Source organism: Cyclobacterium sp. 10D3-21 (assembly GCF_055809755.1).
Genome location: NZ_CM147924.1, coordinates 1,416,091 through 1,431,154, shown reverse-complemented (window position 1 = coordinate 1,431,154; position 15,064 = coordinate 1,416,091). Strand labels below are relative to the sequence as shown.

11 protein-coding genes are annotated in these 15,064 nt (G+C 39.0%); 3 read left to right on the top strand and 8 right to left on the bottom strand.

The features are described from left to right. Positions 1 to 3: 3 nt before the first annotated feature. The 8 genes from AC0L7T_RS05990 to AC0L7T_RS05955 all read right to left on the bottom strand — a co-directional run bounded on the left by AC0L7T_RS05990 (position 4) and on the right by AC0L7T_RS05955 (position 10,940). On the bottom strand, positions 4 to 3,165 hold the full coding sequence (locus AC0L7T_RS05990; RefSeq protein ID WP_473341581.1) for an efflux RND transporter permease subunit: 3,162 nt from the start codon (positions 3,163 to 3,165) through the stop codon (positions 4 to 6). A gap of 54 nt (positions 3,166 to 3,219) precedes the next feature. Next, the gene (locus tag AC0L7T_RS05985) at positions 3,220 to 4,338 is read right to left on the bottom strand and encodes an efflux RND transporter periplasmic adaptor subunit (protein WP_473341580.1); all 1,119 of its coding nucleotides are present in this window, start codon (positions 4,336 to 4,338) and stop codon (positions 3,220 to 3,222) included. Between the two features lie 5 nt (positions 4,339 to 4,343). Continuing rightward, positions 4,344 to 4,817 (bottom strand): MarR family winged helix-turn-helix transcriptional regulator, encoded by a 474-nt coding sequence (locus AC0L7T_RS05980; RefSeq protein ID WP_473341579.1) that lies wholly within the window; start codon positions 4,815 to 4,817, stop codon positions 4,344 to 4,346. 504 nt (positions 4,818 to 5,321) lie between these two features. Beyond that, entirely contained in the window at positions 5,322 to 6,941 is a 1,620-nt protein-coding gene (locus AC0L7T_RS05975; RefSeq protein ID WP_473341578.1) for a M28 family metallopeptidase, read from the bottom strand. Positions 6,942 to 7,093: 152 nt separating this feature from the next. Further along, complete coding sequence (locus AC0L7T_RS05970; RefSeq protein ID WP_473341577.1) at positions 7,094 to 8,080, bottom strand: ligand-binding sensor domain-containing protein; 987 nt, start codon at positions 8,078 to 8,080, stop codon at positions 7,094 to 7,096. A gap of 536 nt (positions 8,081 to 8,616) precedes the next feature. Beyond that, complete coding sequence (locus tag AC0L7T_RS05965) at positions 8,617 to 9,009, bottom strand: hypothetical protein (protein ID WP_473341576.1); 393 nt, start codon at positions 9,007 to 9,009, stop codon at positions 8,617 to 8,619. A 318-nt stretch (positions 9,010 to 9,327) separates the two neighbouring features. Then, positions 9,328 to 10,275: a mechanosensitive ion channel family protein gene (locus AC0L7T_RS05960; protein WP_473341575.1), complete on the bottom strand. Its 948-nt coding sequence runs from the start codon at positions 10,273 to 10,275 to the stop codon at positions 9,328 to 9,330. Between the two features lie 125 nt (positions 10,276 to 10,400). Further along, the gene (locus AC0L7T_RS05955) at positions 10,401 to 10,940 is read right to left on the bottom strand and encodes a lipocalin family protein (RefSeq protein ID WP_473341574.1); all 540 of its coding nucleotides are present in this window, start codon (positions 10,938 to 10,940) and stop codon (positions 10,401 to 10,403) included. Positions 10,941 to 11,298: 358 nt separating this feature from the next. Between AC0L7T_RS05955 and AC0L7T_RS05950 the strand changes: the two genes are divergently transcribed. From AC0L7T_RS05950 to AC0L7T_RS05940, 3 genes are all read left to right on the top strand, one after another. Continuing rightward, positions 11,299 to 12,264, top strand: a complete 966-nt coding sequence (locus AC0L7T_RS05950; RefSeq protein ID WP_473341572.1) for a Ppx/GppA phosphatase family protein — start codon at positions 11,299 to 11,301, stop codon at positions 12,262 to 12,264. Between the two features lie 75 nt (positions 12,265 to 12,339). Continuing rightward, on the top strand, positions 12,340 to 13,413 hold the full coding sequence (locus AC0L7T_RS05945; RefSeq protein ID WP_473341571.1) for an Ldh family oxidoreductase: 1,074 nt from the start codon (positions 12,340 to 12,342) through the stop codon (positions 13,411 to 13,413). A gap of 15 nt (positions 13,414 to 13,428) precedes the next feature. After that, entirely contained in the window at positions 13,429 to 14,679 is a 1,251-nt protein-coding gene (locus tag AC0L7T_RS05940) for an NRAMP family divalent metal transporter (RefSeq protein WP_473341570.1), read from the top strand. Positions 14,680 to 15,064 lie beyond the last annotated feature (385 nt).

The following is a 15,064-nucleotide window of genomic DNA, read 5'->3' as shown; positions in this document are numbered from 1 at the left end:
ATTTTATGCATTATGAGTTGATTCATCGTTTTCGTGTAGCTCTTCTATTGCAGGTTCTACAGATTCTTTCGAAGGTTTTTCACCTTCCCATAGCCAAATTGTATACACCTTCAATGCGTTACCAACAGACAAAAGCATGGGCAACATGATCAGGGTAAGTACGGTGGCAATGGCAATTCCGTAGGCAATGGCAATGGCCATAGGAATTAAGAACTGGGCTTGTCTACTTTTTTCCAGAATAAGTGGGGACAAGCCAGCAATGGTTGTAATTGAAGTTAAAAAGATGGCGCGAAATCTGGATTTACCCGCTTCAATAAGGGCAGCGTCAAAAGTAAAACCTTCTTGCAAATAACTATTGAATTTACTGATAAGCACCAATCCATCGTTTACCACAATACCAATAAGTGCGATGATGCCGAGTAAGGAAAGCATATTGATCGGAAAATCATGCAACCAATGGCCCCATGCTACGCCAATTAAACTAAACGGAATCATTACGAGCAATAATACCGGCTGCATATACGAACGGAAAGTAAAGCCAATAATGATCAAAATTAAGAAGATGATAATTGGAAAAACCTTGCCGGCAGAGGCAGTAACTTTTCCTGCTTCGCGATTTTGACCTTCATACAATGCCGATACTGTTGGGTATTTAGAAATGATTTCAGGCATGATGTTTTCACGCACATCGGCAATAATATCTGAGGAGCTTTCTTTTGGATCTTTTAAATCTGCTTCTACTTTTATTTCGCGCTTTCCATCCAGGTGATTGATGGTGATTTCTCCTCGCTCAATATAATAAGTTGCAATTTCGCTTAGCGGAACACGATTTCCAGATGCACTTACAATGTGCATATTGTCCAGATTTAAAATTGATGAACGACCTTCTCTATCGTATCGCACCCAAACAATGATCTCGTCTTGTCCACGCTGAAAACGTTGCACCTGCAAACCATTAAATCCTGCACGTACCTGGCCAATTACATCACTTAGAGTAAAGCCCAACAAATATGCTTTGTCTTTTAACTCAACATTTATCTCGTTAATTCCCGCAGGGTCATTGTCGCTGATATCACGCAATAGCGTATTTTCTTTTAACTTTTCTTTGAGCTCTAATTTGGCGGCCTTTAGTTCCTCAATATTATAACTTAACAAAGAAACTGAAACAGGTTTACCACCAAAACTTGCTCCCGCATCAAAAGTCAAACTCTCTGCAGAAGGATATTCGCCTGCTGCTTGTGCGATAGATCCTGCGATTTCCGAAGCAGTAAAGTCCCGTTCTTCACCCGGAAGCAAGTTAATTTTTAAAGAAGCATTGGCAGTTCCAGGCCCGGTTCTTTTGATAATGCTTTGAAAAACATCTTTGCCACCTGTTTGCTTTGACGTGTATTCCTTGTTCACCTCAATGGCCGCTAATTCAATTTCAGAAATAATGGAATCTGTCACCAAAGGGTTAATTCCCTGCGGCATTTTTAGTGTAACATTAACCTGGTCTGAAGCAATAATCGGAAAGAAGGTGGTTCGAATAATTCCACCTTCCATGGCTCCTGTAGTAATTACAAACAGGGCAATGAGAATTGAAAATCCCAGAACTTTGGATTCCATAAAGAAATGCAAAACCGGACTATATAATTTGTCACGTAAATAATCTAAGAAAGTAGTGGCTCTTTCATTGAACCAATACATTTTTTGATCCTTGGAGAGTGCTTTGGAGTGGGCAATGTGAGCAGGAAGAATAACCAGTGCTTCAAAGAGTGAAAAAGACAGGGTCAAAATAACCACAATGGATACTTCTCCAAAAAACTCTCCTAGCCTTCCGTCCAGGTAAAAGAAAGTCGAAAAGGCTACCAAGGTAGTCATAATGGCTGAGGTAATGGCTGGCAAAACTTCCATGGTTCCGTCAATAGCCGCTTGAACACGGGTCTTTCCCTTTTCATAATGATGGAAAATGTTTTCGGCAATGACTATCCCGTCATCCACCAGGATACCAATCACGATAATCATCCCAAATAAGGAAAGCACATTAATGGTAATGTCAAAATAAGAGGCAACCATAAACATCCCCATAAAGGATATGGGAATACCAAAAGCCACCCATGCAGCCAATCTTGGGCGTAAAAACAATGAAAGGAAAAACAGTACCAAGGCAATTCCCTGAGCACCGTTTACCAATAAAAGTTTAGTACGCTCGACAATTATTTGGGACCTGTCGTTGGTAACATTCAACTGAAGATTGTTGTGTGTTTCGTTAAAACCTTCCGCATAAAGGGCCGCTTTTTCTGCTGCTTCCACCAAATCTTCATTGTTAGTGGTACTAATTTGAAAAGAGATAGAAGGTTGATTGTTGTAGTAACTTCGATCTGGCGTTTCAGACCAGGCATCTTCGGTAACAGCTACATCTTCTAATGTAACGATGGCTCCGTTTTCTTCGGTTTTTAAAATAATATTGTTAAGCTCTTTCCCGTAGTAAGAACGGTTATTTACACGTATAAGGTAATCCTCTGCCTCTGTTTTAATGGCGCCACCAGTAACCAGTATATTGTTATTGGCCACCGCATTGGCCACATCGCTAAAAGTTAAATTGTAGGAACGTAAAACCTCTTCATTTACCGAGACTGTAATTTCTTCATCAGGAAAACCAGTAATGGTTAACTGAGAAATCCCATCGATGCCACGTAGGTCATTTTCAATTTCCCGACCAATGGTTTTTAGTGTTTTTAATGGAATATCCTTTCCGCTTAGCTCAAGTTCAATGGCCACATTTAAGTTTTCGTTTTTGGCCACAACAGGTGGCTCCATTTCTGCGGGAAATGAGGGAACCTTATCTACCGCATTTTTTACGTCAGCCAATAAAATATCAATATCGTAGCCTTTTATGGCTTCCACATTGATGCTTGCAGTGTTTTCTGAAGAGGCCGAAGTAAAGCGATCAATCCCAACAATACCTCGTAAATTATCTTCAATTTTTAAAACCACGCCTTCTTCCATCTCTTCTGGAGAAGCACCTGGGTAACTTATGGTTATGTCTATAAATTTAGAATCTTGTAATGGAAAGAAACTAGATTTAAGCGATAACATTCCAAAGGTGCCAAGCACCACTACCGCAAGGATAATGACATTTACGGCAACCGGGAATTTTATAAAATGCGTTATAATCGACTTCATTGTAACTAGTGATTTATGAAAAACTGTAAGAAAAATGCAAAACAGAAATCACCGTTATTGCTCTTTGTAAATGTTAACCTTCATTCCCGAATAGGCCCCTGTTGGTAATTTCGAAAGAGCTTTTTCACCATCCTCAAGCCCCCTTATCACTACTGATTTATCATTGTAATAAACGGGTTCAATTGTTTTTTGAACGAGAACAGAATCCTCTACCACAAAAATTTGATCCTTGTCAAAAATCACACTTCGACTTATCTCGTAGGCATTTTCTATTTCCGTAGCCATAATATTGACTTTCACAAACATGCCTTCTTCCAATCCCTCACCGCGAAGTTGAATGTATACATTGGTTGTTTGCGTTTCACTGTTCACCAACCTGTTGATTCGTGTAATTTCCCCCACCCATTTTTGTGAAGTATTATTGGTTGGTGTAACGTCAACCTTTTGACCAATTTTTAAAAGATTAATCATGCTAGCGCTTACCGGTGCTTCAATTTCGTAAACCGTTGGCTGAATAAATGCACCCAATTTTTGCCCCGGTCTGATCAGCGAACCTGGCGTAACCAAAGCTTCTACCAGTACGCCATTAAAAGGTGCCGTAATATTGTATTTGGCCAGCGTCAGTTCCATATTACGCACGGTGTAATAGGTAGCGTAAATATTTCGTCCGGTAATAAACATTTTTTCCTTGTCGGATGCAGCATCTGGCAAAGGTGGCAATGGACGACTTACATCAATTTGCATTAGAAAGTCATTCCACTTTTTAAATGAAGACGGATAATCCAAACGGAGATCTGCCAATGCTGAAGTCACCAAATTTTGCAGACTACTTTTTTGCGACATCAATCCAGCACTGTAAACATCAGATTCTATGGATACCAAGGCGCTGCCTTTTTTATAAGTTGCACCTTCTTTAAAACTGCCTACTGGTGAAGTCATAATGCCTTGCACCTCGGCATAAATCTCTACTCTATTCTTGGCTTCTAAACTTCCGGTTGCGGTTAATTCCAGAGGTAGAGTTGAATTTTCAACGGCTTCCGCAAATACAGTTGCTGTAGTTATCCCTTTGTTCTTTAAAGGTACTTTTTTGCTTTCTTTCAGGAGATTTGAAACAAAAAACCCAATAACCAAGATCAAAACACTTGCGCCAATTATTATTATTTTTCTTTTCATACGTATTAGTTGCTATTGCAACCACTATTTAAATTCTCTATATTTTCTTTTATTTTGTCAAGTGTTCTTGCCGTTTGTTCTAGCTCCTGTTCCGGTATGTTTTCCTGAATTTGTAAAACTAACTTCTTAAAAATAGGAACAGTATTTTGAAAAACCTTTTCCCCATGCTTGGTAAGGTGTACCATGTTTATTCTTTTATCCGTAGCCAATGGTATTCTGGCCACTAGATTTTTCTTCTCTAAAGTATTGATAAACCTTGCCAAAGAGGCTTTATCACGCTCCGTTATAAAGGCCAAATCATGTTGTGGCAAGGGACCTTTCATGGACAAGGCCTTGAGAACAAGCATTTGTTTTTTTGTTAAGTCAATACCTGCTTGCTTTAAATTATTGTTAATGTAAATGTCAATGCATTTAATAGTTTTACCGAGCCATGGCAAAATGCCATACTCTGTAATGTATCCATTACATTCGTTTTTCATTTTATTAGAATTTGCTGCAAATATAAACATGATAGTTGCATATGCAACCATTTAAATGTTAATATTATTTAAATCCCATAAATGAATTCGTTGGTTTGGTTTTTTGCATGTATTGGGAAATTCAAAAAAATGTTTCGCCAATAGTTTGAAAACCTTTGTGCTTTATTTAAAACTAAAAAAATAAAAAACACCCATTTAGCATTCTAAATTGTCATCGCAAGCCTTGAATTTTCGGAGGGTGGTAAACACTAAAAATCAGGCTGACGCAACCGAAAATATGCCTATTTATTCGGTGCTCGTTTTTATTCTGTGATAACTATTCTAGTCACCATTTCATTATCGTCCGGTTTCTCAAACCAACTTTCCATAAAAAAAAATCCTCTTCACTTACCTCAAATTCGAAAGTTGCACCTTTATCACTATTCCTTTTCATTACCCTGTTGAGCCGTATTTCTTTAGGAATGTCTAAAAAATGAATTTTATAAAATTGGCAATCGTTATGATTTATTTTCTTGCGCCTTTAAATTCACTGCTATCATACCACTTTGGGAAATAATCTTCATTAGACAATTTCAATCCCACATTAAAAAACAGCTGAAGATCTAATCTAATACCACTTAATTCAAAAGTTTTAGCATCGTAATTATCTGACACCTGATGGTATTTAAATTCTTCATAGGAATCATTGAAGGCCTTAATCTCTTCGATGCTATTGTCAAATCCCTCAAAACTACCGCTCGAATACAAAGCAGGAATACCAATTTTAGCAAAATTAAAATGATCTGACCTGAAGAAATAACCTTTTTCTGCCACTGGGTCTGGAATGATATACCTGTCTTGTTCTTCGGCTGCTGCTTTGGCATATTCATCCATTTCAGACTGACCATACCCGGTAATGGTTAAATCTTTCATTTTACCAGGACTGAAAAGAGCATCCATATTAATATTGGCAACTGTTTTATTCGGATCAAAAATAGGGTATGCAGCATAATAGGCCGAACCTAACAAACCTTGCTCTTCACCCGTTAATGCGATAAACACAATCGATCGTTTTGAAGGTTTACTTTTCTTAAATGCTTCTGCTATGGCCAGTAAACCTGCAGTACCTGTAGCATTGTCCACCGCTCCATTGTAAATGGAATCACCATCTACGGATTTGCCTAGGCCTAAATGATCCCAATGTGCAGAATAAATAATGAATTCATCCTTTTGGCTAGTACCTGGTATCATCGCCACTACATTTTTAGAAACGTCTTTTTTTATCTCATTCTCAATACCCACTGAAACACTTAAATCTAGTGGTATAGGTTGAAAACTTTTTTCATGAGCAATGGCTTTATAATCCTGCCCTTTCATGGCTGATGCGTTAAATAATTTTTGAGCACTTTCAGCACTTATCCAGGATTCTACCTCCAAAAGGGGTAAATCACTTTCAATTACCAATCTGGCACCGCTCCAACTAGACTCTACCACATTCCAACCATAAGAAGCCGGTTCAGTTTCATGAATGATAATTACTCCAGCTGCACCTTGCCTTGCTGCTTCTTCATATTTGTAAGTCCAACGACCATAATAAGTCATTGCATTGCCTTTAAACAATGTAGAATCTCCCGATTTAAAGCCCGGATCATTGATTAAAACAACAGCTGTTTTTCCTTTCCAGTCAATGCCCTCATAATCATTCCACCCATATTCGGGAGCAACAATCCCATAACCAGCAAACACAAGTTCGGAGTTTTCAAGGTTCACTTTTGCTACTGTTTTATTTGTGGTGGCTACAAAATCTTTTAAGTAGGCCAAATCAAAACTGGTATTCTCGCCGCTAATCGTCATTTTTTCAGAAGGCATTCCTGTGATTTCTACCATCGGAACCTCCTGAAAAAAACTTTCCCCATTTCCTGGCAAAAGCCCCAATTCCTCAAACGCATCCTTTAAATAAGTCACGGTTTTTACTTCCCCTTCAGTAAATGGTTTTCTTCCTAGAAATTCATCTGAAGCCAACCTTTCCATGTGATTGCCGATAGTTGTTTGGTCTACTTCAACGCTATTTGCGTTTAACGTTTTGTTGTTTTCACAACTGCTAAAGAGCAATGCGATTATTAAAATTCTTAAATAATTTTTCATCCTTTTGACTTAAATTAATTATACAATTTACTGTTGTCAACAACTAAAACTACACATTAAGCGCCATAGAGGCCTATTGACTTTGTCTTGGGCAAAAGATGTAAAGCATGCAAATTTCTCTGGCACGAGCTCTTTTTTTTGTCAACTTTAAATCATTGACCAATCCAATTATTACCGACCACTTTACCATCTGAGTCGATAACAGTATTTCCATCATAACGATACGCCCCATCAGCACCAAACCATATACTTCCATCGTTTGCTTCCAAAATCCCAAAAAGCATCTTGCCTTTATTTGGATTTATTTCGCGTGCTATGGGTTTTTTATTGAGCAAGGATTTTTCTTCATAATTGGAAAGCACCCAACCTCGATCAGTTGATGAACTCGTCCAAATATCACCATCTTTACCTTTGTGGACGTAACTTACGCCATCCTGAGTGATTTTGGTAAATGTACTGCCATCGTAGCGCCAAAGGCCAAATTGGCTGCCCAGCCAGATAGTGCCTTTATTGTCTTCAATTATGGATCGAACATTGATAAACGGCTTGCCCTTATCTCTTAAAACTGTAAATGTTTCCCCATCATAAACGAAGGCATTCCCTCTTGTACCAAACCAAAATTTGCCTGAACTGTCTTCGATTATAGAAGTAACTTCATTAGAATTGCGCTTAAGATTTGGATAAGTTTCCCCTGGTTCCACTTCATGCATTGAATCTCCCTTCATCATATAATTCCTAAATGATGCTCCATCGAAACGGCTTGTTCCACCATTGGCACCGAACCAAATATCCCCTTTACTGTCTTCATAAATAGTACCAATTTCATTGTTAACAAGGCCCTCCTTGGTAGTGAAATTTTGAAAGGTTTTACCATCGTAATAATAGACACCTGACCCAATAGTACCAAACCACATATTGCCTTTACTATCTTCTAAAACAGAAAAGAAGCGAGCCGAACTTACCTCACTGGTAATATTGGTAAAAGAAACTCCATCGTAGCGAAAAACCCCATCAAAGGCAGCTATCCAGATATCACCTTTCCTGTCTTGAATGATCGTACGCGTAATACCTTGAGGTCCTTGCGAAGTGATTTCTTCTTTTTTGATTTCAGGCTTGACATCATTTTTAATGGACTCCATTTTGTCTTTTTTTTGACAGGAAGTGCAAAAAACAAAAAGGAAAAACAAACCAAATAGGTATTTTTTGATAACCTTATTTTTAGGATCAGGAATCCAAAAAAAGTTACTCGGATTTGGTAAAACACTTGTAGAAATAGGCAAAAGTTGATTGGATAGCATAATGAAAATATCAGTACTGAATCTTTGTATGTCAGGAATGTGAAAATGGTGTCCACTGGAGTCAGCACAAATACAAGGTAAGTGTAAGCGTTACTAATGCTGCATTCTAAAGTGGCTTATTGACTTGCCTTGGTCTGTGCATGGGGAAGTGAGGTAGGGCAATGGATGTATTATGCTCCTATCTATTCACAGGCAAGACACTCAACTAACGGATAAAGTGCAGCCTGAACTTTACCCATCCTGCAATAACACTTCAATCTAAATAAGTTTTTATGGTTTTAAAAGAATCTCTTACCCTATACGGATAAATTTCTTGGTCTTAATGGATGATGACATGTCTAGATTCATGGCTTTGCAATTAGATCAAAGCAAAGGTTTTAAAGGCATTCCGGCTCTTCGATCATCTCAATAATTCCCCAATCTGCAATGTAATTTTCACATAAAGTAAATTTTTCATTTACAGATTTATTCATTGGCACAAGTTCGTGGTTTTTACGTTGGTATTGGAAATCTAAATTTTCATCTATTTGATCGGGTGAGAATGTTAAAGTTGTTCCGTTAGCCTTCCATGTCCCGCTAACAAAACCATTAGCCTGACTACAACCATGATAACTGAATCTAAATGTGCTGTCCTTCATAAGGACCAAAGACTTGCCATAAAACCCATAATCTCCACAATAAGATTTGAGCACCTGTTCATTTTGTTTTTCGCTGGTAAGAAATAACAAAATCCCAGAAAACATTGCCACAAGCGTAAAGATCCCTGTCAAATTTAACAGCCTGTTCGAGTGCGTTGTTTTTTTGCTATTTGAAAAATATCGGCTCATAATAATAATCACTAAGTGGTAACCAAACTTTAATTACCCCTGCCGTACGAATACATCGACTCAATTAACTTTCAATTTAGTAGATTTTTAATTGGGTCAAAAGAAATTAATAAGTCCAAACATAGATTAATCCAGTTAGTCCTACTATTTTAAAATATATAATAACAATAAAGTGGGTCATCTTGAAGTGATTTATATACAATAGTTTCCTATTATATCCCCCCCTTTATCACCCTCGAAAAAATTGATCCAATTCAAATGCTATTCCCTGCTTTGATTGTCTCGAGGCCTTTGGTTAGATTCTCCTCCTGCATTGGGTTGCATTTTTTCTTGTGGAAACACCTCATTTAACTTTTCACCACCCTTGATTCCAAAATCCAATGTTCTGATAGGGAAAGGGATCATGATGTCTTCTTTATCAAATGCTTTTTTGATGGCTATAATCGCTTCACTTTGACTTTTCAAGAATTCCAATTGACTTTTGAATGCTACCCAAATCATAATTCTAAAATCAATAGAACTACTTCCAAAAGCCAAATAGACAAGATCAATGTCCTTGTCTTTATTGATATTTGGTGTATTTCTCACTGCTTCAATGGCGATGTCCCTTACACGTTCCAAATCTTCTCCATAGGACACCCCTACATTTAGGTCTATCCTTTTGTAAGTGTTCTCGGAATCGTTTATCAATGGGTTTTGAAACAACATTTTGTTGGGAATGATAACCTCTTGTCCCTGAAACGAAGTTATTTCTGTCGTACGTATTCCAATATGTTTGATAACACCACTGTGGCCTTCACAATGAATCACTTGACCAATTTTAAAGGGACGTTTAATGGCCATAAAAAATCCTGCAATAAAATTGGTAGCAATGTCTTGAAAGGCAAAACCCAGTGCCAAACCAATTATACCTGCACCAGCAAGTAAGGAAGAGACTGTCTTATCAAGGTCTAGTAAAGTTAATGCTGCAAAAACACCAATAGTCAAAACAACTATGTAGATAATTTTTGAAATTATAGAAGAAAGAGATTTGTTATTTATTGTCCTGTCCAGCAGCTTACCGCTAATGTCCCTAACTAATCTACCAGCAAAAACAAATGCAATAAGCACCAAAACTGCTACCACAAAATTTGGAAGCATTTTAACCAGAAGCTCTAACCAGCCAGTTAATTTTTCAGCAATAATATCGTAATATTTATTAATCTCCATGATGTATCCGTGGTCCAATTATTTAAATTAATTGTAATCAGTAACCTTCATTTCTAACTGCTTTCAATAAATATTGTTTTAAATCTCTCAAGGCTATACCCTACCTATATTGAGATTCAGGTTACTTATTTCACCTTGTCATGTTCAATCCAAATCAGGTCAGAAGTATTGAAACCGATCTCCTGGGCAATTTTCAGGTATTCCTCCTTTACATCATTGGGTATTACTGTTTCACGAGACAGTATCCATAAGTATTTTAGACTTTTCCCTGCAACCAAAGCATACTTATAGTCTTTGTCAATCGCAATCACATTGTATCCCGAATAAAATGGCCCAAAGAAGGACACTTTAAGCTTGGCGATATCCTCATCCCCTACAAATTTTGCTTTGCCTATCGCTTGAGTCCATTCTTCTTTTTTAGTATTGTACCCTTGATTGTCAACCTTAATGGTCCCGTTGTCATTTAAGGAATAGGTTGCAGTGGTATTATTTAAACTTCTTTCAAACTTGAAATCGATTCTGGCAATCTCGTACCATTTACCCAGGTACTTTTCTTTGTCAAAAGGTTTTACAACTTCTACTCCTTTGGGTATGGTCGCACAAGAAAAAAGTCCCATAATAATAAGGCCAGTTAATAGTGAGTATATCAATGCGCTAATTTTCATACTTGTGTAATTATTGAGTCAGTAGGTTTTTAATGATTTCAAGTGCAATTGTCGTGCCTGTTCATATACCAAGAATGACTGATCCAACTTTTGTATGGCCGGTATTCATCCCTTTCTAAAACCATTGATTTTCAACACTTTCCTTTACTCAAACAAGAATACCAAACCTAATTAAACTTCTATAACCATCGGTTCAGCCTCAAAAAACAGGGTTGGAAAATTGATCTTTATTACTTTTCAAAGTTTGAAGTTTCTTAGAATTGCTTTTAACATCATTTTTTTGAATATAAAACCACTTGCTATCAACATTTTTAGATAAACTTTATATATTCGCACAAACTTTTGAAAGCCAGGTTTTATGAAGAAAAAGGCGGCAGTCATCGACATGGGTACCAATACCTTTCATTTGCTAATGATAGCATTTGACAGCAATGGTTTTGAGGTTATTTACCAGGAGAAAGTACCTGTGAAAATCGGGCAGGGAGGCATCAATCAAAACCTTATCCTTCCGGAAGCTGAAAAACGTGGCTTACATACCCTCGAACATTTTAAAAACCTTATAAAAGGAGAAGATATTTCCAGAATTTTCACCTTTGCTACCAGTGCTGTCAGAAATGCAGACAATGGACTGGACTTTATCAAGAAGATAAAACAACAAATCGGTATTGAAGTTCAGATCATAGATGGCGAAAGGGAAGCGGAGTTGATCTACAAAGGCATTCGTCTAAGTGGCTGCCTAAATCCCGAAAATGCCCTGATGATGGACATCGGAGGAGGTTCTGTTGAATTCATTATTGGCAATGAAGAAGAAATCCTCTGGAAAGGTAGTTTTGAAATAGGTGGCCAAAGACTGCTGGACTTGTTTCATTACCATGACCCTATTTTACCTGAAGAAGTAGAAAAACTTTCCGCCTATTTAGCCGAAAAGCTCCTTCCACTTACCAATGCCATAAAAGAACATGCTCCTGAGCAACTTATTGGTGCCTCGGGTACTTTTGATACTCTGACGGACATGTTTCTTGCCACGGAAGGAAAGAAAAAAGACAGAAAAATAATCAAGCATATTTTACCTGTTGCTGCTTTTGAAACAATCGCTACAAACCTATTGCTCCTGGACAAAGCAAAACGTCTCCAAATCCCAGGCATGATCCCAATGAGAGTAGACATGATTGTGGTGGCCTCCTGCCTGATTCGTTTTATTACCCAACATGTTCAAACAGATCAATTGATTTGTTCTACCTATTCCTTAAAAGAAGGTGCCGTTTCAGAAGCCATGGTAAAAGTGGCAGAGAAAAAAAATACTAGCTTCGCTACCTCGCAATAAATTAAGGAAGTTCTTCCGATACGCATTAACTTTTTGCATTTTTGTACCATTGATCACCCAATAGCTTGTTCAAAAATGAATTTTACCCACTTTCAATTAGAAAAATTTACAATTGCTGTTTTACAGAAGATAGGTTGCCCTGAAGCAGATGCGAAAACAGCCGCTGCAGTATTACTATCGGCTGATCTTAGAGGCGTAGATTCCCACGGTGTTGCCCGATTATCTGGCTATGTCAGGTTATGGGAAGCCGGAAGGATTAATCCAACACCAAATGTCCGTGTGGTCCACGAAACACCAAGTACCGCTGTGGTAGACGGTGATGCTGGCTTGGGCCTGGTAGTCGCTCCCTTTGCCATGAAAGTGGCCATTGAGAAAGCCAAAATAGCAGGCACCGGCTGGGTGTCCGTCAAAAATTCAAATCATTATGGAATTGCGGGAGTACATGCCATGCAGGCCTTGCAACATGACATGATCGGCATTTCGCTTACGAACGCAAGTCCTTTGGTAAGCCCTACTTTTTCAAAAGAGCGCCTTCTCGGCACCAACCCAATTTCGGTGGCCATTCCAGCTAAAGACCAGCCCCCATTTGTGCTGGACATGGCAACCACCACTGCGGCCAATGGCAAATTGGAAATCTTGCAAAGAAAAAAAGAACAGGCTCCTACCGGTTGGATTCAGGACAAGGATGGAAAATCGACGACAGATCCATTGGGCGTAAAAGATGGGGGTGCACTTTTACCCTTAGGTGGAGACAGGGAACATGGTTCTCAAAAAGGCTATGGCCTAGGTGCCGTGGTAGATATATTTTCTGCGGTGCTTTCCGGAGCCAATTATGGCCCTTGGGTACCTCCTTTCGTTGCATTTCTGGAACCACACCCTAATCCTGTAGGAGAAGGTTTGGGTCATTTCTTTGGCGCAATGCGTGTGGATGCCTTCCGTCCTGCAGACGAATTTAAAGAACACATGGACAACTGGATAGGGAGGTTTAGGGAAGCAACACCTATAGAAGGCCATGAAAAAGTATTGATCCCGGGAGATCCTGAGCGTGAACTGGAAGCGGAAAGAAGAGCCAATGGCATCCCTTTGCTTACAGCAGTTGTAGACGACCTACGCGCCCTGGGTGATAAACTGGGTGTTGACTGGGAATAATTCATTAAATTTCAATTGAACATAAAACACTTTTTACAGACATTAGGCCCTGGGATTCTCTTTGCCAGCACAGCCATTGGCGTTTCGCATTTGGTGCAAAGCACCAGAGCAGGGGCTGAATATGGCTTTGGGTTGGTGGGATTTATTATTGCTGCCAATCTCTTCAAGTGGCCATTCTTTGAATTTGGCTCCAGGTATGCAGCGGCCACTGGCCAGTCCCTGATCGATGGCTACCAGAAGATCAACCCTTGGTTTTCCCGCTTGTTCCTTGGAATAAACCTCGTCTCCATGTTCTTTGTGAATGCGGCTGTAAGTCTGGTAGCCGCCGGTTTTTTACAAAATTTATTCAATATAGAATTGGCCCCCGCCTATTTCTTTGTCCCTTCTATTCTATTATTGTTTATTTCTTTTCTATTCCTTGCCTTGGGAAGGTATTCCCTGCTCGATTCTGGTATTAAGATCATTGGGAGCTTTATGTTTCTCAGTACGCTTTTGGCTTTCTTTATTGCCCTTGCCAATGGCCCCAAGGTACCGATTCAAAACTTCTCTATTTTTGCGAATCTTACACCTCATTCATTGCCTTTTGTAATTGCATTGATGGGATGGATGCCGGCTGCCATTGATTCCTCCACCTGGAACAGCCTGTGGACCATTGCGAGAAGCAAGCAAAGTGGTTATACGCCCACGGTGAAAGAATCGGTCTTTGAATTCAATATTGGTTATTGGATTTCCGCCATCTTGTCCATTTGTTTTGTAGTGCTTGGCGCTTTCCTACTTTTCAATACGGGAAACATGCTGCCTGATAACAATGTCGCTTTTGCCACTGGAGTGGTCAATCTATATGCTGCCCAATTGGGCTCCTGGACATTTTTGATCATTGCAGCAGCTGGCTTTTCCATCATGCTAGGTACTTGCATCGGGGTGATGGATGGCTATGCCCGCTCCACAGCAAGGGTAATTGCCGTGATGCGCAATCAACAAGAAAAAAAATCAGATTACCTGCTCTGGTTGCTGCTAATTACCCTTGGAGGAATGCTGGTCATCGGTTTTTTCATGGCTTCTTTTAACCAACTAATAGGCCTCGCCACTACCATTTCTTTTCTTATCGCACCAATAATTGCCATCCTTAATTACAAGTTAATTTTCAGCCACCACCTTACAAAAGCACAGCAACCGGGTAAAGCCATGCGCTGGCTCTCCATTGCTGGAATTGGTTTTCTTTTCCTCTTCTCATTTGTGCTTATTTATTTCAATTGGTTCAAATAGGTCAGCCAAAATCTCCGATTCCAATTCGAAATGGCTCGATATTCTCGTATAAAACCATAAGAGAAGGGGGATTTAATGCTGAATTGGCAGGATCAAAACGGCTGAGGCAATGCAAAGTCAGCTACAAACTCGTCAGTCCTATATGCACAAATCCCCCTTTAAAAAGGGGGACAAAGGGGGATTTATTTCGTAATCATTCTAAAATACCAGCTTGAAATAGTAGGACGTTCTCGTATTAATCCCCCTGCCCCATTGTCAAGGGGGAGTTGCGGAATTGGGAATTAAATACTGATTTAGTAGCATTGAAACGGGCTGAGAAAATGAAAAATCAGCTACAAACTCGTCAGTCCTATATGCACAAATCCCCCTTTAAAAAGGGGGACAA

Bases quoted from the DNA above. Each gene is read 5' to 3' on its own strand.
- AC0L7T_RS05970 (WP_473341577.1), bottom strand. From the start codon at position 8,080: ATGGAGTCCATTAAAAATGATGTCAAGCCTGAAATCAAAAAAGAAGAA.
- AC0L7T_RS05990 (WP_473341581.1), bottom strand. From the start codon at position 3,165: ATGAAGTCGATTATAACGCATTTTATAAAATTCCCGGTTGCCGTAAAT.
- AC0L7T_RS05975 (WP_473341578.1), bottom strand. From the start codon at position 6,941: ATGAAAAATTATTTAAGAATTTTAATAATCGCATTGCTCTTTAGCAGT.
- AC0L7T_RS05950 (WP_473341572.1), top strand. From the start codon at position 11,299: ATGAAGAAAAAGGCGGCAGTCATCGACATGGGTACCAATACCTTTCAT.
- AC0L7T_RS05945 (WP_473341571.1), top strand. From the start codon at position 12,340: ATGAATTTTACCCACTTTCAATTAGAAAAATTTACAATTGCTGTTTTA.
- AC0L7T_RS05955 (WP_473341574.1), bottom strand. From the start codon at position 10,940: ATGAAAATTAGCGCATTGATATACTCACTATTAACTGGCCTTATTATT.
- AC0L7T_RS05960 (WP_473341575.1), bottom strand. From the start codon at position 10,275: ATGGAGATTAATAAATATTACGATATTATTGCTGAAAAATTAACTGGC.
- AC0L7T_RS05980 (WP_473341579.1), bottom strand. From the start codon at position 4,817: ATGAAAAACGAATGTAATGGATACATTACAGAGTATGGCATTTTGCCA.
- AC0L7T_RS05985 (WP_473341580.1), bottom strand. From the start codon at position 4,338: ATGAAAAGAAAAATAATAATAATTGGCGCAAGTGTTTTGATCTTGGTT.